This window comes from Pseudomonas kilonensis (assembly GCF_001269885.1).
GTDB classification, from domain to species: domain Bacteria; phylum Pseudomonadota; class Gammaproteobacteria; order Pseudomonadales; family Pseudomonadaceae; genus Aquipseudomonas; species Aquipseudomonas kilonensis.
The window spans coordinates 265,282-286,710 of record NZ_LHVH01000024.1; the positions used below are offsets into that span (position 1 = coordinate 265,282).

Consider the following 21,429-nt stretch of genomic DNA (forward strand, 5'->3'; position numbering starts at 1 on the left):
CGGCATCAAACCTGGGGGAGCCTGGCATTGAACCTGTGGGAGCAAAGCTTGCTCGCGATGAAGGCACCTCGGTTCTCCAGGTGGACCGCATGATCGTTCATCGCGGGCAAGCCTTGCTCCCACAGACCTCGCTCCACAGTCATGCTGCGGTCAGCAAGCACCCGGCAAGCCATCTATCATGGTCGGCATCCGACGATTCACCCTCACCCCTTTTCTTCTCAGGTTGTGCCGATGCCCTTGACCGCCACCCGCTCGCACACCCGGCCCCGTCGCTATCTCGTCACCCTGCTGTGCGGCCTGGTACCGATGCTGTCAGGGCTGGCCATTTTGTACATGCAGGCCGAACGGACGCTGGCGCAACACACCCGGCAAACCGCCGAGGAACTGGTCAGGCAGATCGAGCTGATGCTCGACAACACCGCCTTGGCGGCCCGTGAACTATTGCCTCTGGCCGGCCAGCCCTGCGAAGCGGTGAAGCTGGCCTTACGCGAACAAGTGACGCGCCGGCCCTTTGTCCGTTCGACCAACCTTATCTGGGACAACAACCTCTATTGCAGCTCGCTGTTCGGTGCCTTCGAGGAACGCGTCAACCCGAGCGACTACCATCAAGGCAGCTTGTGGCTCATGGGCGGCAACCCGGTCACGCCGGACACCGCGCTGCTGATTTACCGGCTCAACGAGGGCCATCAAGGCGCCTTGGCCACGCTTAACGGGTACCACCTGACGAACGTCTTGCACTTGATCGGCCGCCAGACCCGGCTAAGGCTGCAAGTCGGGACGAACTGGCTGGCGGCGGACGGCAAGGTCCGGCCAGCGCCCATGCCCGGGCTGCCGGTCGCCCAGAATGAACTGGGGTCATCGCGCTATGCCTTCAATGTAGAAGCCGGCTTCGACGAGGGCGAGACCTGGCGCTACATGGCCAGGGAATATCCGCCGCTGTTCAGCTTGCTGATGTTCTTCGGCGTCGTGGCCGGGATCCTCGGGCACTGGCTGCAAAAACGCGCCTCCTCGCCCAGTCGTGAACTGCAACGGGCCCTGGAAGCCGGCGAGTTCGTGCCCTATCTGCAACCGATCGTGCACAGCGACAGCAAACGCTGGGCCGGCGTCGAAGTGCTGATGCGCTGGAACCACCCCAAGGAAGGCCTCGTTCACCCCGACCTGTTCATTCCATTCGCCGAACACAGCGGCCTGATCGTACCGATGACCCGGGCGCTGATGCAGCAAACCATGCACCTGCTGGCACCGCTGGCGCCTCAACTCGAAGCGCCGTTTCATGTTGGCATCAACATCACCGCCCGCCACTGCCAGGATCTGGCGCTGGTGGACGATTGTCGCGAATTTCTCGCCGCCTTCGCGCCCGGTACGATTGCCCTGGCGCTGGAGTTGACCGAGCGCGAGTTGATCGAACCTACGCCCGTTACCCGGCAACTGTTCGACCAGCTGCGGGAATTGGGCGTCAAGATCGCCCTCGACGATTTCGGCACGGGTCATTCCAGCTTGGCGTACGTGCGCCAGTTCAACGTGGACTTCTTGAAGATCGACCAGAGTTTTGTCGCGAGGATCGGTGCCGATACGCTGTCACGGCACCTGCTCGACAGCATCATCGAACTGTCGGGCAAGCTGGGCCTGGACATGGTGGCCGAGGGCGTCGAAACCGTCGAGCAAAGCGACTACCTGAGCGCCCATGGGGTGAACTTTCTACAGGGTTATCTATTTGGTCGACCGATTAGCGGGCAGGCGTTCATTGAGACCTTGACCGACCTTAATGGCAGTTAACCGCCGCCGATCTATTGACGACGATGCCCAACTGATAAAAAATTTTGCTGTTGTTACATAACGAAAAAGTTACGATTTACACTTTCCAGATTAACTACTACAATTTTTCTACCTGTGCCAGATAGCAGGAGAGTCATTAACACCAAGGCGCTCGGCTTATAGCTTTGTTTGCGGTTGGTATCAGCCAAATATTTTGAATGGAGTAACGATTTTGTCCAGACTCGCTGAATTTCGTGCAGCCGAAAAGGCCCTTCAAGAACAGCTCAAGCAGTTGGAATCACTGAAGAACGATGCCGGGCTCAAGAAGGAAATCGAATTCGAGGAAAAGCTCCAGGGACTGATGAAAACCTACGGCAAGAGCCTGCGCGACATCGTCGCGATCCTCGACCCGAACCCGTCCAAGGCGAGCCTGCAATCGAGCAAACCCATCAAGACCCGCCGTGCGCGAGTGGTAAAGGTTTACCAGAACCCGCACACCGGCGAGTTGATCGAGACCAAGGGCGGCAATCACCGCGGCCTCAAAGCCTGGAAAGAACAGTACGGTGCAGCTACCGTCGATTCCTGGTTGCGTGGTTGACAGTGCGTGGTTGACAGCCCCCATGATGCAAAAAAAAGCCCTGAATACACTCAGGGCTTTTTTATGGGCTAAACTTTTGGATTAAACCCCGAGCGTATTACGCTGACGGCGTTATAGTTTCAAACTGTTTCGCACCGACTGTATTTCATCCTGGCTTTCAACAAACACCTGCGCCTGCCCTGCATAGGACAGCACATAAGCCTTGCCCTCATTTAGTGCCGCGACGAGTGCCTGAGACAATACATGTCGTCCGTTTTGCGTGATCGTGCAAGTGGTTTCCAATGCAGTTACGCCGCCCAACATGGAAGCATGGATCTTATTGCACACACTTTGGTAACCGCCCTGGAAAAAATCCTTCTGGATCGATTTGCGCATTTCCAGCAACACGCCTTGCAAGTTGACCTGGTGATCGGGTTCTACGGTGGTCGTGGTCAATTCCATGACCATCACCGCATTGCCTGCCGAATCGCTCTTGGTTGCACGTTGTCGCAAGGGGCCCGGCGCCGCGGCGTCGGCGGGCAGTGGCTCGACAACCCAGCCTTGGGGCCAGGCGATCTGCGGTTCGTCCGCCTGGACGCCGCCGACACTCGCAATGCAGGCAAACAGCAGGACAAACAGCGAAAGGAACGGTCGAATCATTGCGTTGGCACTCAAGGGCGAATCGTAAAGTCTGAAGCCCGAGGCAGAAGCAGGCAATAGCCACACGCGGTTTGGCGACACCGCGCCCCTTGCGTATCATGCTCGCACCTGCAAGGAAGCCGTCTGACGCAAGCCCAGGAACCGTCGCAACCACGCTTGCGACGCCGTTTGCCCCACTTATTTTCCGGAGGGCCCATGAGCCTGCACGAACTCAATACTTTCCCTGGCGTCACCGCACAACCTGATGCCGCCACGACCCAGTTCGTCTTCAACCACACCATGCTGCGGGTCAAGGACATCACCCGGTCCCTGGACTTCTACACCCGCGTGCTGGGTTTCTCGCTGGTGGAGAAACGCGACTTCCCGGAAGCCGAGTTCAGCCTGTATTTCCTGGCACTGGTGGACAAGAGCCAGATCCCGGCGGACGCGGCGGCGCGGACCGAATGGATGAAGTCGATCCCTGGCATCCTGGAACTGACCCACAACCACAGCACCGAAAGCGATCCGGCCTTCGCCTACCATAACGGCAACACCGACCCACGCGGCTTCGGCCATATCTGCATCTCGGTACCGGACGTCGTCGCCGCCTGCGAGCGCTTCGAGGCACTGGGCTGCGATTTCCAGAAACGCCTGAACGACGGCCGCATGAAAAGCCTGGCCTTCATCAAGGACCCGGATGGCTACTGGGTTGAAATCATCCAGCCTGCGCCGCTGTAAAACTCTCCACCGTCCATTGTGACAGCGCGATAGCGGTTTGCCTGTCGACAGTGATGCTGGATTTGAGGGCCTCTTCGCGAGCAAGCCCGCTCCCACACGGTCCAATGTGGGAGCGGGCTTGCTCGCGAAGGAGGCAACTCGATATAACAGGGTGAACACAACGCCTGCCCCACAGACAATGCGCAAACATAAAAACCCCATGAGCCAGGCTCATGGGGTTTTGCTTTTTCAGCTATCGACTTTTCAGGCCGGCGCAGAGGTACGGATCAGGTGGTCGAAGGCACTCAGCGAAGCCTTGGCGCCCTCGCCCACGGCAATCACGATCTGCTTGTACGGCACGGTGGTCACGTCACCGGCGGCGAACACCCCAGGGATCGAGGTTTCACCTCGGGCATCGACGATAATCTCACCCCGCGGCGACAGCTCGACGGTGCCTTTGAGCCAATCGGTGTTGGGCAACAGGCCGATCTGCACGAAGATCCCCTCCAACGCCACATCCCGCACGTCACCGCTCGGACGGTCCTTGTAGCGCAAGCCATTGACCTTCTGACCGTCTCCAGTCACTTCGGTGGTCTGGGCGTTGGTAATCACCGTCACGTTCGGCAGGCTGTGCAGTTTGCGCTGCAATACCGCGTCGGCACGCAATTGCACATCGAACTCCAGCAACGTGACGTGGGCCACGATACCGGCCAGGTCGATAGCCGCCTCGACGCCGGAGTTACCACCGCCGATCACCGCCACGCGCTTGCCTTTGAACAGCGGACCGTCGCAGTGCGGGCAGTACGCCACGCCCTTGTTGCGATACTGCTGCTCGCCCGGCACGTTCATCTCGCGCCAGCGGGCACCGGTCGCCAGGATCACGGTCTTGGCCTTGAGGCTCGCACCGCTGGCGAACTTGACTTCATGCAGCCCGCCGTCCTTGCCTGGCACCAGGCCGTCGGCACGTTGCAGGTTCATGATGTCCACGTCGTACTGCTTGACGTGTTCTTCCAGGGCGACGGCCAGTTTCGGCCCTTCGGTTTCCTGGACCGAGATGAAGTTCTCGATGGCCATGGTGTCGAGCACCTGGCCGCCGAAACGTTCGGCCGCCACGCCAGTGCGGATGCCTTTACGGGCCGCGTAGATCGCCGCCGAAGCACCGGCCGGGCCACCGCCGACCACCAGCACATCAAAGGCATCCTTGGCGCTGATTTTCTCGGCCTGGCGTTCGATACCACTGGTGTCGATCTTGGCGAGAATCTCTTCCAGGCCCATGCGGCCCTGGCCGAAGTTCACACCGTTGAGGTACACACTCGGCACGGCCATGATCTGGCGTTCATCGACTTCAGCCTGGAACAGCGCGCCGTCGATGGCGACGTGGCGAATGTTCGGGTTCAGCACCGCCATCAGGTTCAGCGCCTGGACCACGTCCGGGCAGTTCTGGCACGACAGCGAGAAATAGGTCTCGAAGTTGAACTCGCCCTTGAGGGAGCGGACCTGTTCGATGACGTCGACACTGGCCTTCGAAGGGTGACCGCCCACTTGCAGCAAGGCCAACACCAGCGAAGTGAATTCGTGCCCCATGGGAATGCCGGCAAAACGCAGGCTGATATCGGCTCCCGGGCGATTCAACGAAAACGAAGGCTTGCGCGCATCGCTGCCGTTGTCGAGCAAGGTAATCTGGTGGGAAAGACTGGCAACGTCTTGGAGTAACGCGAGCATTTCCTGGGATTTCGCACCGTCGTCGAGGGAGGCGACGATCTCGATCGGCTGGGTGACCCGTTCCAGGTATGACTTCAACTGAGCTTTAAGATTGGCGTCCAACATACGGGCGATTTCCATTTTTTGAATTCAGAAAAAACAACGCCCGAGCGAATCTCGCCCGGGCGTTTTGTGGGGCGAAGCGGCTTACTTGATTAAGAGCGGATCGCCCTCGGATGACTCACAGACTTAGATCTTGCCGACCAGGTCCAGGGACGGAGCCAGGGTGGCCTCGCCTTCTTTCCACTTGGCTGGGCAGACTTCGCCCGGGTGAGCGGCAACGTACTGAGCGGCCTTGATCTTGCGCAGCAGCTCGGAAGCGTCACGGCCTACGCCGCCGTCGTTGATTTCAACGATCTTGATCTGGCCTTGTGGGTTGATCACGAAAGTGCCGCGGTCAGCCAGGCCGACTTCTTCGATCAGCACGTCGAAGTTGCGCGAGATGACGTGGGTCGGGTCGCCGATCATGGTGTACTGGATCTTGCCGATGGCTGGCGAAGTGTTGTGCCAGGCAGCGTGGGCGAAGTGAGTGTCGGTGGAGACGCTGTAGATCTCGACGCCCAGCTTCTGGAACTCGGCGTAGTTGTCGGCCAGGTCTTCCAGCTCGGTTGGGCAAACGAAGGTGAAGTCAGCCGGGTAGAAGAACACGACAGACCATTTGCCTTTCAGGTTAGCGTCCGATACTTCGACGAATTCGCCGTTTTTGAAAGCGGTAGCGTTGAACGGTTTAACTTGGCTGTTGATGATAGGCATCGATGTTTCTCCATCAGGGTTGGAAGTTGATGGAGAGGATCTTAACCACTCATCCCCAGGCTGGCTCATTGGCAAACCTGATGTGAATGATTGGTTTTGGCTATCAGGAATCTATATAGATAGAAAAAATCTGTAGGAGCTGGCGAAGCCTGCGATCTCTTTTGATCCTTTGATCTTTCGCTTTAGATGCAAGTGTCTGGGGAAAGATCGCAGCCTCGTTGCACTCGACAGCTCCTACACAGCTCTTACGCAGCTCTTACGGGTCGCTTCAGGCGACGGGCGTACGCATCGTCACGAACTCTTCGGCAGCCGTCGGGTGCACGCCGATGGTTTCGTCGAAGTCGCGCTTGGTGGCGCCGGCCTTGAGGGCAATGGCCAGCCCCTGGACGATTTCACCGGCATCCGGCCCGACCATGTGGCATCCCAACACCTTGTCGGTCCGGGCATCCACCACCAGTTTCATCAGGGTGCGCTCCTGGCATTCGGTCAAGCTCAGTTTCATCGGCCGGAAGCGGCTTTCGAAAATCTCGACCTCATGCCCCTCCTCCCTGGCCTGCTCTTCGGTCAGGCCAACGGTGCCGATGTTCGGCAGGCTGAACACGGCGGTGGGAATCATCCGGTAATCCACCAGGCGATACTGCTCGGGCTTGAACAGACGTCGCGCCACCGCCATGCCTTCGGCCAGGGCAACGGGGGTGAGCTGGACGCGACCGATCACGTCGCCAATGGCGAGGATCGACGGTTCAGCGGTCTCGTATTTTTCGTTGACCTGGACAAAGCCCTTCTCATCCAGCGTGACACCGGTGGTTTCCAGGCCCAGGTTGTCGAGCATCGGCCGCCGACCGGTGGCGTAGAACACGCAATCGGTGAGCAACGTTTTGCCATCCTTGAGCTCGACCCTCAGGCTGCCATCGTCCAGTTTTTCGATGGACTTGATGTCAGCGTTGAATTGCAGGTCCAGGCCACGACGGGTCAGCTCTTCTGCCAGGTGCTTGCGCACCGCGCCGTCAAAGCCGCGCAGGAACAGCTCACCGCGATAGAGCAAGGACGTCTGCGCACCCATGCCGTGGAAGATCCCGGCGAACTCCACCGCAATGTAGCCACCGCCCACCACGATGACGCGCTTGGGCAGTTCCTTGAGAAAGAACGCCTCGTTGGAGCTGATGGCGTGCTCGCGCCCCGGAATGTCCGGGATCACCGGCCAACCGCCTGTGGCGATCAGGATGTGCCTGGCGGTGTGGCGCTGGCCATTGATCTCGACCTCGTTGGGCCCGGTCAGCCTGGCATGACCTTCGTGCAGCACAACGCCGCTGTTGACCAGCAGGTTGCGATAAATCCCGTTGAGGCGATTGATTTCCCGGTCCTTGTTGGCGATCAGCGTGGCCCAGTCGAAACTCGCCTCGCCCGCCGTCCAGCCATAGGCCGACGCCTGCTCGAAGTCCTCGGCGTAATGCGCGCCGTAGACCAGCAGTTTTTTCGGCACGCAGCCCACGTTCACGCAGGTCCCGCCCAGGTAACGGCTTTCCGCCACGGCCACCTTGGCGCCGAAACCGGCGGCAAACCGCGCAGCCCGCACACCACCGGAACCGGCGCCAACCACATACAAGTCAAAATCGTAGGCCATTCTCTATCTCCTTCGGCAGGTCATCAGCATACCTGCTGTTTTCACCTGAGGCAGCGTTGCGATGGTTATGGGGGTGGAAAATGGAAAAGCCAGGTGGCCAGGCGCGAGTGCCCTCCTGTAGCGTAATGATTACCTAAGGCCTACCTCATTCCTGTGGCGAGGGGATTTATCCCCGTTGGGCTGCACAGCAGCCCCAAAATCCAGATGCAATCAGCCTGATACACCGCAGTTGCAGGCTTTAGGGCTGCTGCGCAGCCCAGCGGGGATAAATCCCCTCGCCACAGGGTTCTGTGTGTTTTTCGCACTGAGTGAAACTGCTGGAGGGTTTTCCAGATAAAAAAACGCCCCGAACCAGTCGGGGCGTTTTTCAAGGCGTGGCGCAGGCTATCAGTAAGCCTTGCCCGTCTTGTAGAAGTTCTCGAAGCAGAAGTTGGTCGCGTCGATGTAGCCTTCGGCGCCACCGCAGTCGAAACGCTTGCCTTTGAACTTGTAAGCCATGACGCAGCCGTTCTGGGCCTGTTTCATCAGGGCGTCGGTGATCTGGATTTCGCCGCCCTTGCCTGGCTCGGTCTGTTCGATCAGGTCGAAGATGTCCGGGGTCAGGATGTAGCGACCGATGATCGCCAGGTTCGACGGCGCGTCTTCAGGTTTTGGTTTTTCAACCATGCTGTGAACGCGGTAGATGTCGTCGCGGATCATTTCGCCGGCAATCACGCCGTACTTGTTGGTTTCCTGCGGATCGACTTCCTGGATCGCCACGATGGAGCAGCGGAACTGCTTGTACAGCTTGACCATCTGGGTCAGGACGCCGTCGCCTTCGAGGTTGACGCACAGGTCGTCCGCCAGGACCACGGCGAACGGTTCGTCACCGATCAGTGGGCGGCCGGTCAGGATCGCGTGGCCCAGGCCTTTCATTTCGGTCTGGCGGGTGTAGGAGAACGAGCACTCATCCAGCAGCTTGCGGATGCCGACCAGGTATTTTTCCTTGTCGGTGCCCTTGATCTGGTTTTCCAGCTCGTAGCTGATGTCGAAATGGTCTTCCAGGGCGCGTTTGCCGCGGCCGGTGACGATGGAGATTTCCGTCAGGCCCGCATCGAGGGCTTCTTCGACGCCGTACTGGATCAGTGGCTTGTTCACCACCGGCAGCATTTCTTTGGGCATGGCTTTAGTCGCTGGCAGGAAGCGAGTACCGTAACCGGCTGCTGGGAACAAGCATTTCTTGATCATATAAGTCCTTGAAAAGGCGGTGTGTACGAGTTTCGGCGCAGTCTAATCAGGCGACGGGCACCTTACAATGCCCGCACTGGCCAACCGGTGCCATCATAGAGAAATAAAAAACGGCGGATAGTTCAATCGCCTTTCGTTTCGATGGCTGCAGCGGACCCACTGTACGCCAGTAGGCGCTGTTTGCGAGCATTTGACGTATCATGTCGTCCTTGATCACGCCAATGAGGCAGCTAGATGTCGGCAACAAGAAACGCAAACGGTTATTCGGTCAGCCAGGGCAAGGACGGCCAGTGGTGGATTATCAACTACCACGGCGAGCAAGTCGCCGGTCCCTTGCCTAGCAAGGCCATGGCAGTGGAAGTGGCTGCGGTATTCCAGGACGAACGCGCGGCTCCGGCGGCGAAAGAACGCGACACCGCCCCCGCCCGCAGCCCCCGCCGCAAGAAATAACCCCCCAAGCCTCTAGTAAATGCCACCCGGGCATTGAACGAGGCTTGTTTAGCTGTACCGCAATGGCCATTCGCTATAACCTCGCCGTTGCCCTTCCCTTCTCGATGACGATCCCATGAAGACACTTCTGGCGCTGTTTACAGTCCTGGCCCTGGCGGGCTGTGCCTCGGCCGAAAAAACCTACCTGAACAACGGCGAGCAAGGCCTGGCCATCGACTGCTCGGGCGAGGCCAACTCCTGGGCGACGTGCTACGAAAAGGCTGACGCGTCCTGTGCCGGTACTGGCTATCGCATCGTCGGCACCGACGGCACACCCCAGGCCAAGGAAAGCGAGAAGACCCTGGGCGTCGACGTCGGCAATTTCACCAGCCGCAGCGTCGTGGTGGTGTGCAAGTAGTCAAATGTGGATCTCGGCGAACTTGATGCCCAGCCCGCGCAAGGTTTCGATCAGTTCATCGAGACGGGCGAAGGACTCGACTTCGTCCAGGTCATCCACCAGGAAAAAACTGCGCCCGGCGCTTTTCTTGAAGAACACAATCCATTCGCCCGGGCTCGCCGGGTTCTGAATCACATGGGTGGCACAGATAAGACCTTCTGCATGGCGCTCGCGCACCTGCTCGCGTTTCATCGACTGACTCCATAAATGACAATGCCGCCAACGTGAACCGTGGCGGCATTTTTTGTCGAGGGGCAGCAGTTTATCCGATGCCCGGCCCGCTCGTCAGGCGCTGAGTGTGATCAGCCGGAAATGCAGGCGTTGGCCGCATCCTGCACATCGCCCGGGCGCACCGGTACGTTGGACAGGCTTTCGTGCAGCTTGATGCTGCTGCCACTGGAGCGCTCGTCAATGTCGAACACCGCCGCCGGCAGGGTCGACAGTTTGCCCGGGACGATCAGTCGTACGCCGTTCTTGTGCGGCTCCATTTGCAGCGAGCCACGGCTGCTGGCCAGCTTGTCGGACACACACTTGGCATATTCGTGAGGCTTCTTTCCGGAGATGACGCTCATGGTGGGGGGCGTCTGGTTGATGTCCGATACCGATGCACATCCACTCATGGCCAATGCCAACACCCACACGCTGCGCTTCATATGATTCCTCCAATAAAGATCCTCCGACAGTGCAGACGCCGTTTTTCTCCGGTGCCGCACCGCTTTTTTTTCCCGCTTCCTGCGATAAATGAACAAAGCCTGGAGCGCGGGCCGGATATTAACACTCGGGGCTGATAAACTGCGCATCATTGCCCCTTGCTATCGTTTTGATTTTGTAGAAAAAGCCCTTCTGGAGGCGCCCATGAAATTCATTCACCAGCGCGAGCACCTGAACGAAGACGACATCGTCGTCATCGAATGCTCCCAAATGTGTAACATCCGTTTGATGAACGACGCCAACTTCCGCAGCTTCAAGAACGGCGGCCGGCACACGTATCACGGCGGCGCGTTCGACACCTTCCCGGCCCGGATCACTGCCCCTAGCACCGGTTTCTGGAACATCACCATCGACACCGTCAGCCACCGTGCAATCAGCGTCACGCGCAAGCCGACCCTGACCCACAAGATCAAAATCATCCGGCGTTCCAGCTCGAAACTGAGCTGAATCGCCCCTTATTCAAGACAGGCAAAACCGTGGCCCAGACGACCAAATACGTCATCAAGTACAAGCTCAACGACGAACGCCGCTTCGAATTCGCGCAACTGGAAACCGGCACCGAGGAAGAAGCCAGGGCCGCATTGCAAAAGCTGCATGGCCAGACCGACGATGTGATCAGCGACGTCAAGGTCAGCAAAGCGCTGTAACAGCTCATCAAACTGTTTTTGTGCGAGGGTCATCCCCATTGTGGGAGCAAGGCTTGCCCGCGATGAAGGCGCCTCGTTCACCCCGACAGAACGCGTTGCCTTCATCGCGGGCAAGCCTTGCTCCCACAGATAATCCTCTCGCCACAGGGTGACGGGTGTGTCAGCTCAGGATAGGTGAGCGCTCGGCCGTTGACACACCGCAAGATCCGGAGTGCCAGCCGTCAAAGCACTCCCCAGACTGACCAGTCCTTTCTACCAAGGATTGTCATCATGTCCCTACCCTCGCTAATCCAATGCATACACGACCTGGACTGGCCCACCTTGGAGAACAGTCTCGACCAGGACGGCTGTGCAGTCATTCGCAACCTGCTGCCAACAACACAATGCCGGCTGCTGAGTGGTCTGTACGCCAAACCCGGGCTTTTTCGTTCGCGGGTGATCATGGCCCGCCATGGGTTCGGGCGCGGCGAGTATCAGTATTTTCGCTATCCGCTGCCCGACCTCATCCAACAGCTGCGTCAGTCGTTGTACCCAAAGCTGGTGCCGCTGGCGAACCGCTGGAATGAATGCATGGGCCTGGAGGTACGCTACCCCCACGCACACGCCGAGTTCATCCAGCGCTGTCACGCCGCCGGGCAACAGCGCCCTACGCCGTTATTGCTGCAATACGGTCCACAGGACTACAACTGTTTGCACCAGGATCTGTACGGCGAGCAGGTGTTCCCATTGCAGGTGGCGATCCTGCTGTCGGAACCGGGCCGGGATTTTACCGGCGGCGAATTTGTCCTCACCGAGCAGCGCCCGCGCATGCAGTCACGGCCCCAGGTCATCGATCTGAAACAGGGCGATGCCGTGGTGTTTGCCGTGCACCAGCGGCCCGTCAAAGGCGTTCGCGGGTATTATCGGGTGAACATGCGTCATGGCGTCAGTTGCGTGCACAGCGGCAGGCGGCACACCTTGGGAATCATTTTTCATGATGCGCAGTAATGACACACCGCTCACATTGGACCTGTTCGCCGACCAGGCGCCCACCCCGCCCGGCCAGGTCGAGCAGATCGGCCAGCAAGCGTACGTGCTGCGCGGGTTCGCCCTGCCCTGGCTCGAGCGCTTGCTGCCGGCGCTGGACAGCGTCTTGCAGGCGGCGCCGTTCCGGCAGATGGTCACGCCCGGCGGCTTTACCATGTCGGTGGCCTTGAGCAGTTGCGGTGCGCTGGGCTGGACCACCGACCGCAGCGGCTATCGCTACACTGCCCATGACCCGCAGACCGGCCACCCCTGGCCCGACATGCCGACGGTGTTTCGCGAACTGGCCCAGGCCGCCGCCCGGCAGGCGCACTTCGAGCATTTCGAGCCCGACGCCTGCCTGATCAACCGCTACGTGCCCGGCGCGCGGATGTCGCTGCACCAGGACAAGAACGAGCGCTCTTTCGCCGCGCCCATCGTCTCGATGTCCTTGGGCCTGCCGGCGGTGTTCCAGTTCGGCGGCTTCGAGCGCAGCGACAAAAGCCTGCGCATCCCGTTGTTCCATGGCGACATCGTGGTCTGGGGCGGCGTGGACCGGTTGCGGTACCACGGCGTGTTGCCGCTCAAGGAAGGCCAGCACCCGCGCCTGGGCGCCCAGCGGATCAACCTGACGTTTCGCACCGCCGGATGAAGGTGCAGAATTCAACCGCAAGACCCGGAGTGTTGCCATCTCGCAGGCTCGCTAATGTAGCCAAAACGGGCCAATGGAATAACGACCATGAACAGCACTTCGAACACTCTCGCCCCTGAACTGGATCCTCGCTGGGCCGCCGTGCTCGCCCGCGATCCGCGCGCCGACGGCACCTTCGTCTATGGCGTGAAAACCACCGGCATCTATTGCCACCCCAGCAGCCTGTCGCGCCTGCCCAACCCGCGCAACGTCGAGTTCTTCGACACGCCGGAACAGGCCCAGGCAGCCGGTTATCGGCCCAGCAAGCGCGTGGCCCGGGACCAGACCCAGATCGCCGCCCAACAAGCGGCACGGGTTGCCGCCGCTTGCCGGCAGATCGAGGCGGCCGAGGAACTGCCAGGCCTGAATGAGCTGGCAGACAGCGCGGGCTTGAGCCCCTTCCATTTTCATCGGGTCTTCAAGGCCGTCACCGGCCTGACCCCCAAGGGTTATGCCGCCGCCCACCGCTCACGCAAGGTACGCGAACGCCTGGCCGATGGCGGCACGATCACCGAGGCGCTGTACGACGCCGGTTTCAACTCCAACAGCCGCTTTTATGAGGCTGCCGACAAGGTGTTGGGCATGAAACCCGCCGACTATCGCGCCGCCGGGCAGAACACCGACATCCGTTTCGCCGTCGGCCAATGCGCCCTCGGGGCAATCCTGGTGGCGCAAAGCGAGCGTGGCGTGTGCGCGATTCTGCTGGGGGACGACCCGGACGCGTTGGTGCGCGACCTGCAAGACAAATTCCGCCGGGCCAACCTGATCGGTGCCGACCGCGAGTTCGAGCAATTGATCGCCCAGGTGGTTGGCTTCATCGAAGCGCCGGCCCTGGGCCTGGACCTGCCCTTGGACCTGCGCGGCACCGCCTTCCAGGAGCGGGTCTGGCAAGCGTTGCGGGACATTCCCGCAGGCAGCACCGCCAGCTACGCCGAGATTGCCCAGCGCATCGGCATGCCCAAGGCCGTGCGCGCCGTGGCCCAGGCCTGCGGCGCCAACAGCCTGGCGGTGGCGATCCCTTGCCACCGGGTGGTACGCAGCGACGGCAACCTGTCGGGCTATCGCTGGGGCGTGGAGCGCAAGCGTCAGTTGTTGGCGCTGGAACGCTCGTCCGGGGATTGAATGCCAATGTAGATCGCCACCGAGTCGGGGCCGCTGTAGACCTCGAAATCGGTGGTGAAACGGCGCAATGTCTGCGGGTTATCCGCGAAGTACGCCCAGATCAGGCCCCAGGTCTGGATCACGCAGTCGGGCATCGGCCCCTTGGCCGCAAACACCAGGTAGTCCCCGCCCTCGATGTCCACGGCGGGATAGCCTGCGCTGGTCGCATCCACCTGCACCCCGGCCGTCACATCGAAGTGGCCGGTGGCGTCGGACTCGTAATTGGAATACACCCCGTAGACGAACGACTCCGACTGCCGGGCCGGAATCGTGTCGAACAGCCCTTCGTTGAAGAACTGCTGCCACATCGGGCCGATTCGGGCGGTGTCGGGCTGCTGCTCGTCGGTGTTGCGGGTACGCACCTGCAAACCGGCCACGGTGAAGGGTTCGACGGTCTTGAGTTTCACGTCCATGGGTTGGGCTCCTTGATGTATGAAGCCCGCATGGTAACCCTCACGGCGTCGGGATCAAGCGGCGAACGCGGGATTGAAAAACTCGACTGGCCCTCGCCGCCCCACACCTGCTAAAAACGCTGTTTCCTTCTGCCCTCGGAGACCCCGCACATGAGCCAGTGGCCAGACACCCGCATTCTTGACCTGCTCGGTATCGAGCTGCCCATCATCCAGGGGCCGCTGGCCGGGGTGACCGGGCCGGCCATGGTGATCGCGACGTGCAATGCCGGCGGGCTGGGTTCGATGCCGGCGGCGATGCTTGATGTCGAACAACTGCGCCAGGCGCTGACGACCATCGGCGAGCAGACCGACAAGCCGTTCAATGTAAATTTTTTCTGTCACCAGCCGCCGGCCTTCGACGAACAAAGGGCCGCGGCCTGGAAGCAACGGCTCAAGCCGTATTACCAGGAACTGGGCGTCGACTTCGACGCGCCGACCCCGGTGTCCAACCGCACGCCCTTCGATGATGCCGCCTGCCGGGTGCTGGAAGAGATGCGTCCGAAAGTGGTCAGTTTTCATTTCGGCCTGCCGGAAAAATCCTTGCTGGATCGGGTGAAGGCCACTGGCGCGAAAATCCTTTCCTCGGCCACCACCGTCGAGGAGGCCGTCTGGCTGGAACAGCATGGTTGCGACGCGATCATTGCCATGGGCTATGAAGCCGGAGGTCATCGCGGGATGTTCCTCAGCGACGACCTCAACACCCAAGTCGGGCTGTTTGCCTTGCTGCCGCAGGTAGTGGATGCGGTGAAGGTGCCGGTGATCGCTGCTGGCGGCATTGGCGATGCGCGGGGAATCGTCGCGGCATTCGCCCTGGGTGCTTCGGCGGTGCAATTGGGCAGCGCCTACCTGTTCACGCCCGAGGCGAAGATCAGCGCTTCCCATCACCGCGCGTTGCGCACGGCCAAGGAAAGCCAGACCGCTGTCACCAACCTGTTCACTGGTCGCCCGGCCCGAGGCATCGTCAACCGGGTGATGCGCGAAGTAGGCCCGATGAGCCCGCTGGCCCCGGCCTTCCCGCTGGCCGGCGGTGCGTTGATGCCCTTGCGCGCCAAGGGCGAAGCAGACTTCAGCAACCTCTGGGCCGGCCAGGCCTTCCCCCTGGGCCGCGAGCTGTCGACGGCCGAGCTGACGCGGCGGTTGGCTGAAGAGGCATTGGCCCAACTCCACAGGGCGAATGCCTGATCGAACGTCATCGCGAGCAAGCTCGCTCCCACAGGGTTCTGTGGTGAACATGAATCTTGCTGCCACCTCAGGTCCCGTGTGGGAGCCGAGCTTGCTCGCGATAGCAGTAGCACATTCAAAATGGATGCAAGCTGACCCACCGTCATCGCGAGCAAGCTTGGCTCCCACAGGGTTCTGTGGTGAACATGAATCTTGCTGCCACCTCAGGTCCCGTGTGGGAGCGAGCTTGCTCGCGATGGGGCCAGCCCCTGCACCCTCACTCCCCAGGCAAAATGCCGCGTTCCGTTTGTCGGTCATTCGCTATATATTCTGGTATATAGCGAACCTGACCCTACGGAGCCTCACCTATGCGCCCCACCCGCTTCGCGCCGTTGCTGCTGACCACGCTCTTCACCGTTGGCGCCGTCCAGGCCGCTGAGGTGCAGATGGCGGTCGCTGCCAATTTCACCGCGCCGATCCAAGCCATCGCCGCCGACTTCGAAAAAGACACCGGGCATAAACTGATAACGGCTTACGGCGCCACCGGGCAGTTCTACACCCAGATCAAGAACGGCGCGCCATTCGAAGTCTTCCTCGCCGCCGACGACACCACCCCGGCCCGGCTCGAAAGCGAAGGCGACACCGTCAAGGGCTCGCGTTTCACCTACGCAGTCGGCACCCTGGCGCTGTGGTCGGCCAAAGAGGGTTATGTCGACAGCCAGGGCCAAGTGCTCAAGCACAACGACTTCCAGCACCTGTCCATCGCCAACCCGAAAGCCGCACCCTACGGCCTGGCCGCGACCCAGGTGCTGGACAAGCTCGGCTTGAGCGCGCAGGTGAAAAGCAAGCTCGTCGAAGGCCAGAACATCACCCAGGCCTATCAGTTTGTCTCCACCGGTAATGCCGAACTCGGCTTCGTCGCCTTGTCCCAGGTGTACAAGGACGGCAAAGTGACGGGCGGCTCGGCATGGATCGTCCCGGCCGAACTGCACGACCCGATCAAACAGGACGCGGTGATCCTCAACAAAGGCCGGGACAATCCCGCTGCCGTGGCCCTGGTGGATTACCTCAAGGGCCCGAAAGCCGCCGCCATCATCCAAACCTACGGTTACCAACGCTAAATGCCCCTGACCAGCGCCGACTATGCCGCCATCTGGCTGACCCTGAAACTGGCGTCATTGACCACGGTGATCCTGCTGCTCATCGGCACGCCCATCGCATTGTGGCTGTCGCGCACCCGCTCCTGGCTGCGCGGGCCGGTGGGTGCGGTGGTCGCGTTGCCGCTGGTGCTGCCGCCCACGGTGATTGGCTTCTACCTGTTGCTGGCGTTGGGGCCGAACGGCTGGATCGGCCAGGTCACCCAAGCCCTCGGGTTGGGCACCCTCACCTTCAGCTTCACCGGGCTGGTGATCGGCTCGGTGATCTATTCCATGCCGTTTGTGGTGCAGCCGTTGCAGAACGCCTTTGCCGCCATCGGCAGTCGCCCGCTGGAAGTCGCCGCCACCCTGCGGGCCGGGCCCTGGGATACGTTTTTCAGCGTCATCCTGCCCCTGGCCCGCCCCGGTTTTATCACTGCGGCGATTCTCGGCTTTGCCCACACCGTCGGCGAATTCGGCGTGGTGCTGATGATTGGCGGCAACATTCCGGAGAAAACCCGGGTGGTGTCGGTGCAGATCTACGACCATGTCGAAGCCTTGGAATACGCCCAGGCCCATTGGCTGGCCGCGGCGATGCTGGTGTTTTCATTCCTGGTGCTGCTGGCGCTGTATTCCAGCCGCCGCACCCGTGCAGGTTGGAGCTGATCGATGATTCACGCGCGTTTTCAGCTCGACCACGGGGCTTTTTCCCTGGACCTGGATGTGCAATTGCCCGGCCGTGGCGTGACCGCCTTGTACGGGCCTTCCGGTTCCGGCAAAACCACCTGCCTGCGCTGCATTGCCGGGTTGGAGCGGCCGGCCCGGGGGTTTATCGAGGTCAATGGCCAAGTCTGGCAAGACAGCGAGCACGGTGTGTTCGTGCCGCCCCATAAACGGTCGGTGGGGTATGTGTTCCAGGAGGCGAGCCTGTTCGCCCATTTGTCGGTACGGGCCAACCTGGCGTTCGGCCTCAAGCGCATCGCGCCGGCACAACGGCGGGTGGACATGCAACAGGCGACCGAACTGCTGGGCATCGGGCACTTGCTCGATCGGCAGCCGCACAACCTGTCCGGCGGCGAACGCCAGCGGGCGGGCATCGCCCGCGCCTTGCTCACCAGCCCGCAACTGCTGCTGATGGATGAGCCGCTGGCGGCCCTCGATAGCCGGCGCAAAAACGAAATCCTGCCGTACCTGCAACGGCTCCACGATGAACTGGACATTCCGGTGCTGTATGTCAGCCATTCCCAGGACGAAGTGGCGCGCCTGGCCGATCACATCGTGCTGCTCGACGGCGGCCGCGCGCTGGCCAGTGGGCCGATCGGCGAAACCCTGGCCCGGCTCGACCTGCCCTTGGCCCTGGGGGATGACGCTGGAGTGGTGATCGAGGGCAAGGTCAGTGGTTATGACCCGGCTTATCAATTGCTGACCCTGAATCTGCCCGACAGCCAACTGAACGTACGCGTGGCCCACACCGCCCTGGCCCTCGGCCAGCCGCTGCGTTTCAAGGTCCAGGCCCGGGACGTCAGCCTCAGCCTGGCGAACGATGCCCAGACCAGCATCCTCAATCGCCTGCCGGTCACCGTGGTCAGCGAACAGGCCGCCGACAACGCCGCCCATGTGCTGATCCGCCTGGAAGCCGCCGGCACCCCGCTGCTGGCGCGCATCACCCGCTATTCGCGCGATCAGTTGAAACTGCATCCGGGGCAGGTGTTGTGGGCGCAGATCAAGGCGGTGGCGGTGTTGGCGTAGGGTCCATACCAGCGGATCACACTGTGGGAGCTTGGGAGCTGTGGGAGCTGTGGGAGCAAGGCTTGCCCGCGATGCAAGCACCTCGGTGTAGCTGATAGACTGAGGTGATGCTATCGCGGGCAAGCCTTGCTCCCACAGGTTTGTTCCCTCAGGTTTGCTCCCACAGGTTTGCTCCTGCTGGTTTGCTCCTGCTGGTTTGCTCCTGCTGGTTTGCTCCCACAGGTTTGCTCTTGCTGGTTTGCTCCCACAGGTTCGGCGGCAGCATCAGAATCTTGGCACGACCCGAACAGCCTGCGGTCAATGAATTCACAGGCCACCGGATTCGTTGCCAAGGACTCTTTTCATGCCCGACACCCTGCCGCCGGATGCACTGCCGGCCGACCTGCATTATGTCGATGACACGGCCCCGGGCATCACCCGCAAAAAGCAGCGGGGCCAATTCTGTTATTTCGACCCGCAGGGCCAGCGCATCACCGACGCAGCCGAGATCCAGCGCATCAATGCCCTGGCGGTGCCGCCGGCCTACACCGATGTCTGGATCTGCACCGACCCGCGCGGCCATCTCCAGGCCACCGGGCGCGATGCTCGCGGGCGCAAGCAGTACCGCTACCATGCGCGCTGGCGTGAGGTGCGCGATGCGGACAAGTATTCGCGGATGCTGGAATTCGGACGGGCCCTGCCGCGCTTGCGCAAGCGCCTGGAAGCCATCCTCGCCACGCCCGGCTTCAGCCGCGACAAAGTCATGGCCACCGTCATCACCCTGCTGGACGTGACCCTGATCCGCGTCGGCAACAGTCAATACGCCCGGGACAATCGCTCCTACGGCCTGACGACCCTGCGCGACAAACATGTCGAGGTCAACGGCAGCGCCATTGCCTTCCAGTTCCGCGGCAAGAGCGGCATCGAGCACCAGATCACCGTGAAGGACCGGCGCCTGGCGCGGATCATCAAGCGCTGCCAGGAGATCCCCGGACAGAACCTGTTCCAGTACCTGGACGAAGACGGCGAGCGCCACGCCATCAGTTCTTCGGACATCAACGCCTACCTCAAGACCCTCACCGGCGCCGACTTCACCGCCAAGGACTACCGCACCTGGGCCGGCAGCGCAGCCGCTCTGGCCGGGTTGCGGACGCTGCGCTGGGAAACCGAGAGCGAGGCCAAAAGACACGTCGCCGAGATGGTCAGGCACGTCGCCCGCCAGTTGGGCAACACGCCCACCGTCTGTCGTAAATGCTACATCCACCCTGCAGTGGTGGAAGGTTTTCTGCTCGGCGCCCTGAACGCATTGCCCAAACCCCGAGCCCGCAAAGGCCTCAGCGAAGAAGAAGCCGGACTGACGCTCTTCTTGCAGCGCATGACATTAGCCGCCGAGGCGTGCGAACAGGAGCAATCGGTTTAACGCGATTCACCCGCAGCGAGCCAGGAAGGCGGAACATCCGCAAAGCACCGGACTCCCAACTTTACGGCACGACCACTGCGCAGGTTTTCAAAAGGGTGAAATCGACAGGAGTTTCAGATGTCCGAACACATTGTCCATTTTCATTGCCAGATCGATCAGGGCACCACGGAACGCTTTCGCGATAACTGCCTGGAGGCCATTGAGAAAGGCGCCGACTCGCTGATGCTCAATCTCTCCACAGTCGGCGGCAGTACCAACTTCGGTTTCACCCTCTACACCTTCATCAAGTCCCTGCCGGTACCGGTACGTGCGGTGAACGCCGGCAACATCGAGTCGATGGGCATCGTCATGTACCTGGCCGCCAGCGACCGCACCACCACCCCGCATTCGCGGTTCCTGATTCATCCGATGAACTGGTACTTCGGCCAGAAATCCGTGGACCATTCACGCTTGCGCGAGTACCTGTCCAGCCTGGACAACGACGTGGCGCGCTACGTGGAAATCTACGTCAAGGAAACTGCCGGCGCGGCGACGCAGCTGGATATCTTCAAATGCCTGTGCGCCGAAGAGCGAGTGATTCCGGCGGAAAACTCCCTGGCTTTCGGCATTGCCCATCGGGTCGAGCAAGTGATTTTCCCCGCGGATGCCAAGCATTGGAAAGTCAGCGGCGGCGAGGATTAGAAGTGCGGCCCCCGATCAGCCCGCGCTGTAGGCCTGCTTCACCGTCTCGATCCAGCTCGGCTCCAGGCGCGACTGTTCGGTGTCCAGGCCCAGTGCCTGCATCTTCGCCAGGTGCGCGTCGGCCTCTCGCGCCAGGGAGCCCTGGGCGCTGGAGTTGGCGTCCAGCTGATGCATCTGGGCCAACCCCAGGTGATAGAAGCGCAGCAGCTTCATGGCGGTGGGGTCCTGGGCCTGCACACCGGCTGTCACCTGGTGCATCACGTTGGTGATTTTCATCAGGCTGCGCTTGAGCTGCCAGCCGTACACGGCGGCAGCCATCCACGGCTGCGACCAGAAATACTGGCGCATCAGCACAGCCATCGCCAACACCGCGACAATCACCCCGCCGAGATTGAAACGAAAGTTATCGCCTCCAGGCGTCCCCAGCAGCATCACGGCCAGGCTGGACAGCAACATCGCCAGGGCCAGGAACACCACCGCGATGATCAGGGTGCTGCGGCGGGTCTGCTTGCGGTAGGTGTCGCCATCCCACGGTTTGATCTCGAACATCGCGGCGCAATTTCCTTGTACGGCATCAAAAGAGTCACGCATTATCGCCTGCCCGCTCGAATTAGCTATGCTGGGGCTCATTTTGTAGCGCCACCGACTCGCCGGGTCCGGATCAAAGTCCATGGCGATAGCGCAAGGATCGTGCGATCTT

25 protein-coding genes are annotated in these 21,429 nt (G+C 61.1%); 16 read left to right on the forward strand and 9 right to left on the reverse strand.

Annotation, left to right across the window (positions count from 1 at the left end):
• Nucleotides 1–231: 231 nt before the first annotated feature.
• Complete coding sequence (locus AD662_RS17445; RefSeq protein WP_053189171.1) at nt 232–1,776, forward strand: EAL domain-containing protein; 1,545 nt, start codon at nt 232–234, stop codon at nt 1,774–1,776.
• 211 nt (nt 1,777–1,987) lie between these two features.
• Entirely contained in the window at nt 1,988–2,353 is a 366-nt protein-coding gene (locus AD662_RS17450) for a histone-like nucleoid-structuring protein, MvaT/MvaU family (protein WP_013693615.1), read from the forward strand.
• A gap of 111 nt (nt 2,354–2,464) precedes the next feature.
• On the opposite strand, the gene AD662_RS17455 is transcribed toward AD662_RS17450, so the two are convergent.
• Nucleotides 2,465–2,992 (reverse strand): DUF4946 domain-containing protein, encoded by a 528-nt coding sequence (locus AD662_RS17455; protein ID WP_018605975.1) that lies wholly within the window; start codon nt 2,990–2,992, stop codon nt 2,465–2,467.
• A gap of 195 nt (nt 2,993–3,187) precedes the next feature.
• Here AD662_RS17455 and gloA point away from each other — a divergent pair, with 195 nt between their 5' ends.
• Nucleotides 3,188–3,709: a lactoylglutathione lyase gene (gene gloA, locus AD662_RS17460; RefSeq protein ID WP_018605977.1), complete on the forward strand. Its 522-nt coding sequence runs from the start codon at nt 3,188–3,190 to the stop codon at nt 3,707–3,709.
• A gap of 243 nt (nt 3,710–3,952) precedes the next feature.
• Here the strand turns inward: gloA and ahpF are convergent, their stop codons facing one another.
• The 4 genes from ahpF to galU form a co-directional block, all read right to left on the reverse strand.
• Nucleotides 3,953–5,515, reverse strand: a complete 1,563-nt coding sequence (gene ahpF, locus AD662_RS17465) for an alkyl hydroperoxide reductase subunit F (protein WP_053189173.1) — start codon at nt 5,513–5,515, stop codon at nt 3,953–3,955.
• Nucleotides 5,516–5,638: 123 nt separating this feature from the next.
• The gene (gene ahpC / locus AD662_RS17470; RefSeq protein ID WP_014337814.1) at nt 5,639–6,202 is read right to left on the reverse strand and encodes an alkyl hydroperoxide reductase subunit C; all 564 of its coding nucleotides are present in this window, start codon (nt 6,200–6,202) and stop codon (nt 5,639–5,641) included.
• A gap of 268 nt (nt 6,203–6,470) precedes the next feature.
• A complete protein-coding gene (gene gorA, locus AD662_RS17475; RefSeq protein ID WP_018605982.1) occupies nt 6,471–7,826 on the reverse strand; it encodes a glutathione-disulfide reductase in 1,356 nt (451 codons plus the stop codon).
• 387 nt (nt 7,827–8,213) lie between these two features.
• Complete coding sequence (gene galU / locus AD662_RS17480; RefSeq protein WP_003182953.1) at nt 8,214–9,053, reverse strand: UTP--glucose-1-phosphate uridylyltransferase GalU; 840 nt, start codon at nt 9,051–9,053, stop codon at nt 8,214–8,216.
• 234 nt (nt 9,054–9,287) lie between these two features.
• Here galU and AD662_RS17485 point away from each other — a divergent pair, with 234 nt between their 5' ends.
• Together AD662_RS17485 and AD662_RS17490 are read left to right on the forward strand one after the other, a co-directional pair.
• Nucleotides 9,288–9,503 (forward strand): hypothetical protein, encoded by a 216-nt coding sequence (locus AD662_RS17485; protein ID WP_018605984.1) that lies wholly within the window; start codon nt 9,288–9,290, stop codon nt 9,501–9,503.
• Nucleotides 9,504–9,618: 115 nt separating this feature from the next.
• Complete coding sequence (locus AD662_RS17490) at nt 9,619–9,900, forward strand: hypothetical protein (protein WP_014337812.1); 282 nt, start codon at nt 9,619–9,621, stop codon at nt 9,898–9,900.
• Here AD662_RS17490 and AD662_RS17495 read toward each other — a convergent pair whose 3' ends face one another.
• Nucleotides 9,901–10,131, reverse strand: a complete 231-nt coding sequence (locus AD662_RS17495; protein ID WP_018605985.1) for a hypothetical protein — start codon at nt 10,129–10,131, stop codon at nt 9,901–9,903.
• Between the two features lie 110 nt (nt 10,132–10,241).
• Nucleotides 10,242–10,592, reverse strand: a complete 351-nt coding sequence (locus tag AD662_RS17500) for a hypothetical protein (RefSeq protein WP_018605987.1) — start codon at nt 10,590–10,592, stop codon at nt 10,242–10,244.
• Nucleotides 10,593–10,794: 202 nt separating this feature from the next.
• Between AD662_RS17500 and AD662_RS17505 the strand changes: the two genes are divergently transcribed.
• From AD662_RS17505 to ada, 5 genes are all read left to right on the forward strand, one after another.
• Nucleotides 10,795–11,097, forward strand: coding sequence for a DUF1883 domain-containing protein (locus AD662_RS17505; protein WP_014337810.1), 303 nt, complete (start codon nt 10,795–10,797; stop codon nt 11,095–11,097).
• A 29-nt stretch (nt 11,098–11,126) separates the two neighbouring features.
• Entirely contained in the window at nt 11,127–11,297 is a 171-nt protein-coding gene (locus AD662_RS29540) for a hypothetical protein (protein WP_018605991.1), read from the forward strand.
• A 270-nt stretch (nt 11,298–11,567) separates the two neighbouring features.
• Nucleotides 11,568–12,284, forward strand: a complete 717-nt coding sequence (locus AD662_RS17510) for a 2OG-Fe(II) oxygenase (RefSeq protein WP_053189175.1) — start codon at nt 11,568–11,570, stop codon at nt 12,282–12,284.
• Nucleotides 12,271–12,951 (forward strand): DNA oxidative demethylase AlkB, encoded by a 681-nt coding sequence (gene alkB, locus AD662_RS17515; RefSeq protein WP_053180349.1) that lies wholly within the window; start codon nt 12,271–12,273, stop codon nt 12,949–12,951. Before AD662_RS17510 ends, alkB begins: the two co-directional genes overlap by 14 nt.
• Before the next feature lie 87 nt (nt 12,952–13,038).
• Nucleotides 13,039–14,112, forward strand: coding sequence for a bifunctional DNA-binding transcriptional regulator/O6-methylguanine-DNA methyltransferase Ada (gene ada, locus AD662_RS17520; protein ID WP_053180352.1), 1,074 nt, complete (start codon nt 13,039–13,041; stop codon nt 14,110–14,112).
• On the opposite strand, the gene AD662_RS17525 is transcribed toward ada, so the two are convergent.
• A complete protein-coding gene (locus tag AD662_RS17525) occupies nt 14,076–14,564 on the reverse strand; it encodes a GyrI-like domain-containing protein (RefSeq protein WP_053189177.1) in 489 nt (162 codons plus the stop codon). The genes ada and AD662_RS17525 overlap by 37 nt on opposite strands.
• A gap of 150 nt (nt 14,565–14,714) precedes the next feature.
• On the opposite strand from AD662_RS17525, the gene AD662_RS17530 reads away from it, so the two are divergent.
• The 6 genes from AD662_RS17530 to AD662_RS17555 all read left to right on the forward strand — a co-directional run bounded on the left by AD662_RS17530 (nt 14,715) and on the right by AD662_RS17555 (nt 20,729).
• Nucleotides 14,715–15,785, forward strand: coding sequence for an NAD(P)H-dependent flavin oxidoreductase (locus AD662_RS17530; RefSeq protein ID WP_053189179.1), 1,071 nt, complete (start codon nt 14,715–14,717; stop codon nt 15,783–15,785).
• A gap of 347 nt (nt 15,786–16,132) precedes the next feature.
• Nucleotides 16,133–16,885 (forward strand): molybdate ABC transporter substrate-binding protein, encoded by a 753-nt coding sequence (modA, locus tag AD662_RS17535; protein WP_053189181.1) that lies wholly within the window; start codon nt 16,133–16,135, stop codon nt 16,883–16,885.
• Nucleotides 16,886–17,566, forward strand: coding sequence for a molybdate ABC transporter permease subunit (gene modB / locus AD662_RS17540; protein WP_053189184.1), 681 nt, complete (start codon nt 16,886–16,888; stop codon nt 17,564–17,566).
• A gap of 3 nt (nt 17,567–17,569) precedes the next feature.
• Nucleotides 17,570–18,649 carry a molybdenum ABC transporter ATP-binding protein gene (modC, locus tag AD662_RS17545; RefSeq protein ID WP_053189186.1) on the forward strand — a complete coding sequence of 360 codons (1,080 nt, stop codon included), beginning with the start codon at nt 17,570–17,572 and terminating at the stop codon, nt 18,647–18,649.
• 343 nt (nt 18,650–18,992) lie between these two features.
• Nucleotides 18,993–20,048, forward strand: coding sequence for a DNA topoisomerase IB (locus tag AD662_RS17550; protein ID WP_018606007.1), 1,056 nt, complete (start codon nt 18,993–18,995; stop codon nt 20,046–20,048).
• A gap of 117 nt (nt 20,049–20,165) precedes the next feature.
• Nucleotides 20,166–20,729 (forward strand): ATP-dependent Clp protease proteolytic subunit, encoded by a 564-nt coding sequence (locus AD662_RS17555; protein ID WP_024619643.1) that lies wholly within the window; start codon nt 20,166–20,168, stop codon nt 20,727–20,729.
• 15 nt (nt 20,730–20,744) lie between these two features.
• Here the strand turns inward: AD662_RS17555 and AD662_RS17560 are convergent, their stop codons facing one another.
• On the reverse strand, nt 20,745–21,278 hold the full coding sequence (locus AD662_RS17560; RefSeq protein WP_018606008.1) for a DUF3087 family protein: 534 nt from the start codon (nt 21,276–21,278) through the stop codon (nt 20,745–20,747).
• Between the last annotated feature and the right edge of the window lie 151 nt (nt 21,279–21,429).

Excerpts from the sequence above, each read along its gene's own strand:
- AD662_RS17445 (WP_053189171.1), top strand. The coding sequence starts at position 232 with ATGCCCTTGACCGCCACCCGCTCGCACACCCGGCCCCGTCGCTATCTC.
- AD662_RS17455 (WP_018605975.1), bottom strand. The coding sequence starts at position 2,992 with ATGATTCGACCGTTCCTTTCGCTGTTTGTCCTGCTGTTTGCCTGCATT.
- gloA (WP_018605977.1), top strand. The coding sequence starts at position 3,188 with ATGAGCCTGCACGAACTCAATACTTTCCCTGGCGTCACCGCACAACCT.
- ahpF (WP_053189173.1), bottom strand. The coding sequence starts at position 5,515 with ATGTTGGACGCCAATCTTAAAGCTCAGTTGAAGTCATACCTGGAACGG.
- ahpC (WP_014337814.1), bottom strand. The coding sequence starts at position 6,202 with ATGCCTATCATCAACAGCCAAGTTAAACCGTTCAACGCTACCGCTTTC.
- gorA (WP_018605982.1), bottom strand. The coding sequence starts at position 7,826 with ATGGCCTACGATTTTGACTTGTATGTGGTTGGCGCCGGTTCCGGTGGT.
- galU (WP_003182953.1), bottom strand. The coding sequence starts at position 9,053 with ATGATCAAGAAATGCTTGTTCCCAGCAGCCGGTTACGGTACTCGCTTC.
- AD662_RS17485 (WP_018605984.1), top strand. The coding sequence starts at position 9,288 with ATGTCGGCAACAAGAAACGCAAACGGTTATTCGGTCAGCCAGGGCAAG.
- AD662_RS17490 (WP_014337812.1), top strand. The coding sequence starts at position 9,619 with ATGAAGACACTTCTGGCGCTGTTTACAGTCCTGGCCCTGGCGGGCTGT.
- AD662_RS17495 (WP_018605985.1), bottom strand. The coding sequence starts at position 10,131 with ATGAAACGCGAGCAGGTGCGCGAGCGCCATGCAGAAGGTCTTATCTGT.
- AD662_RS17500 (WP_018605987.1), bottom strand. The coding sequence starts at position 10,592 with ATGAAGCGCAGCGTGTGGGTGTTGGCATTGGCCATGAGTGGATGTGCA.
- AD662_RS17505 (WP_014337810.1), top strand. The coding sequence starts at position 10,795 with ATGAAATTCATTCACCAGCGCGAGCACCTGAACGAAGACGACATCGTC.
- AD662_RS17510 (WP_053189175.1), top strand. The coding sequence starts at position 11,568 with ATGTCCCTACCCTCGCTAATCCAATGCATACACGACCTGGACTGGCCC.
- alkB (WP_053180349.1), top strand. The coding sequence starts at position 12,271 with ATGATGCGCAGTAATGACACACCGCTCACATTGGACCTGTTCGCCGAC.
- ada (WP_053180352.1), top strand. The coding sequence starts at position 13,039 with ATGAACAGCACTTCGAACACTCTCGCCCCTGAACTGGATCCTCGCTGG.
- AD662_RS17525 (WP_053189177.1), bottom strand. The coding sequence starts at position 14,564 with ATGGACGTGAAACTCAAGACCGTCGAACCCTTCACCGTGGCCGGTTTG.
- AD662_RS17530 (WP_053189179.1), top strand. The coding sequence starts at position 14,715 with ATGAGCCAGTGGCCAGACACCCGCATTCTTGACCTGCTCGGTATCGAG.
- modA (WP_053189181.1), top strand. The coding sequence starts at position 16,133 with ATGCGCCCCACCCGCTTCGCGCCGTTGCTGCTGACCACGCTCTTCACC.
- modB (WP_053189184.1), top strand. The coding sequence starts at position 16,886 with ATGCCCCTGACCAGCGCCGACTATGCCGCCATCTGGCTGACCCTGAAA.
- modC (WP_053189186.1), top strand. The coding sequence starts at position 17,570 with ATGATTCACGCGCGTTTTCAGCTCGACCACGGGGCTTTTTCCCTGGAC.
- AD662_RS17550 (WP_018606007.1), top strand. The coding sequence starts at position 18,993 with ATGCCCGACACCCTGCCGCCGGATGCACTGCCGGCCGACCTGCATTAT.
- AD662_RS17555 (WP_024619643.1), top strand. The coding sequence starts at position 20,166 with ATGTCCGAACACATTGTCCATTTTCATTGCCAGATCGATCAGGGCACC.
- AD662_RS17560 (WP_018606008.1), bottom strand. The coding sequence starts at position 21,278 with ATGTTCGAGATCAAACCGTGGGATGGCGACACCTACCGCAAGCAGACC.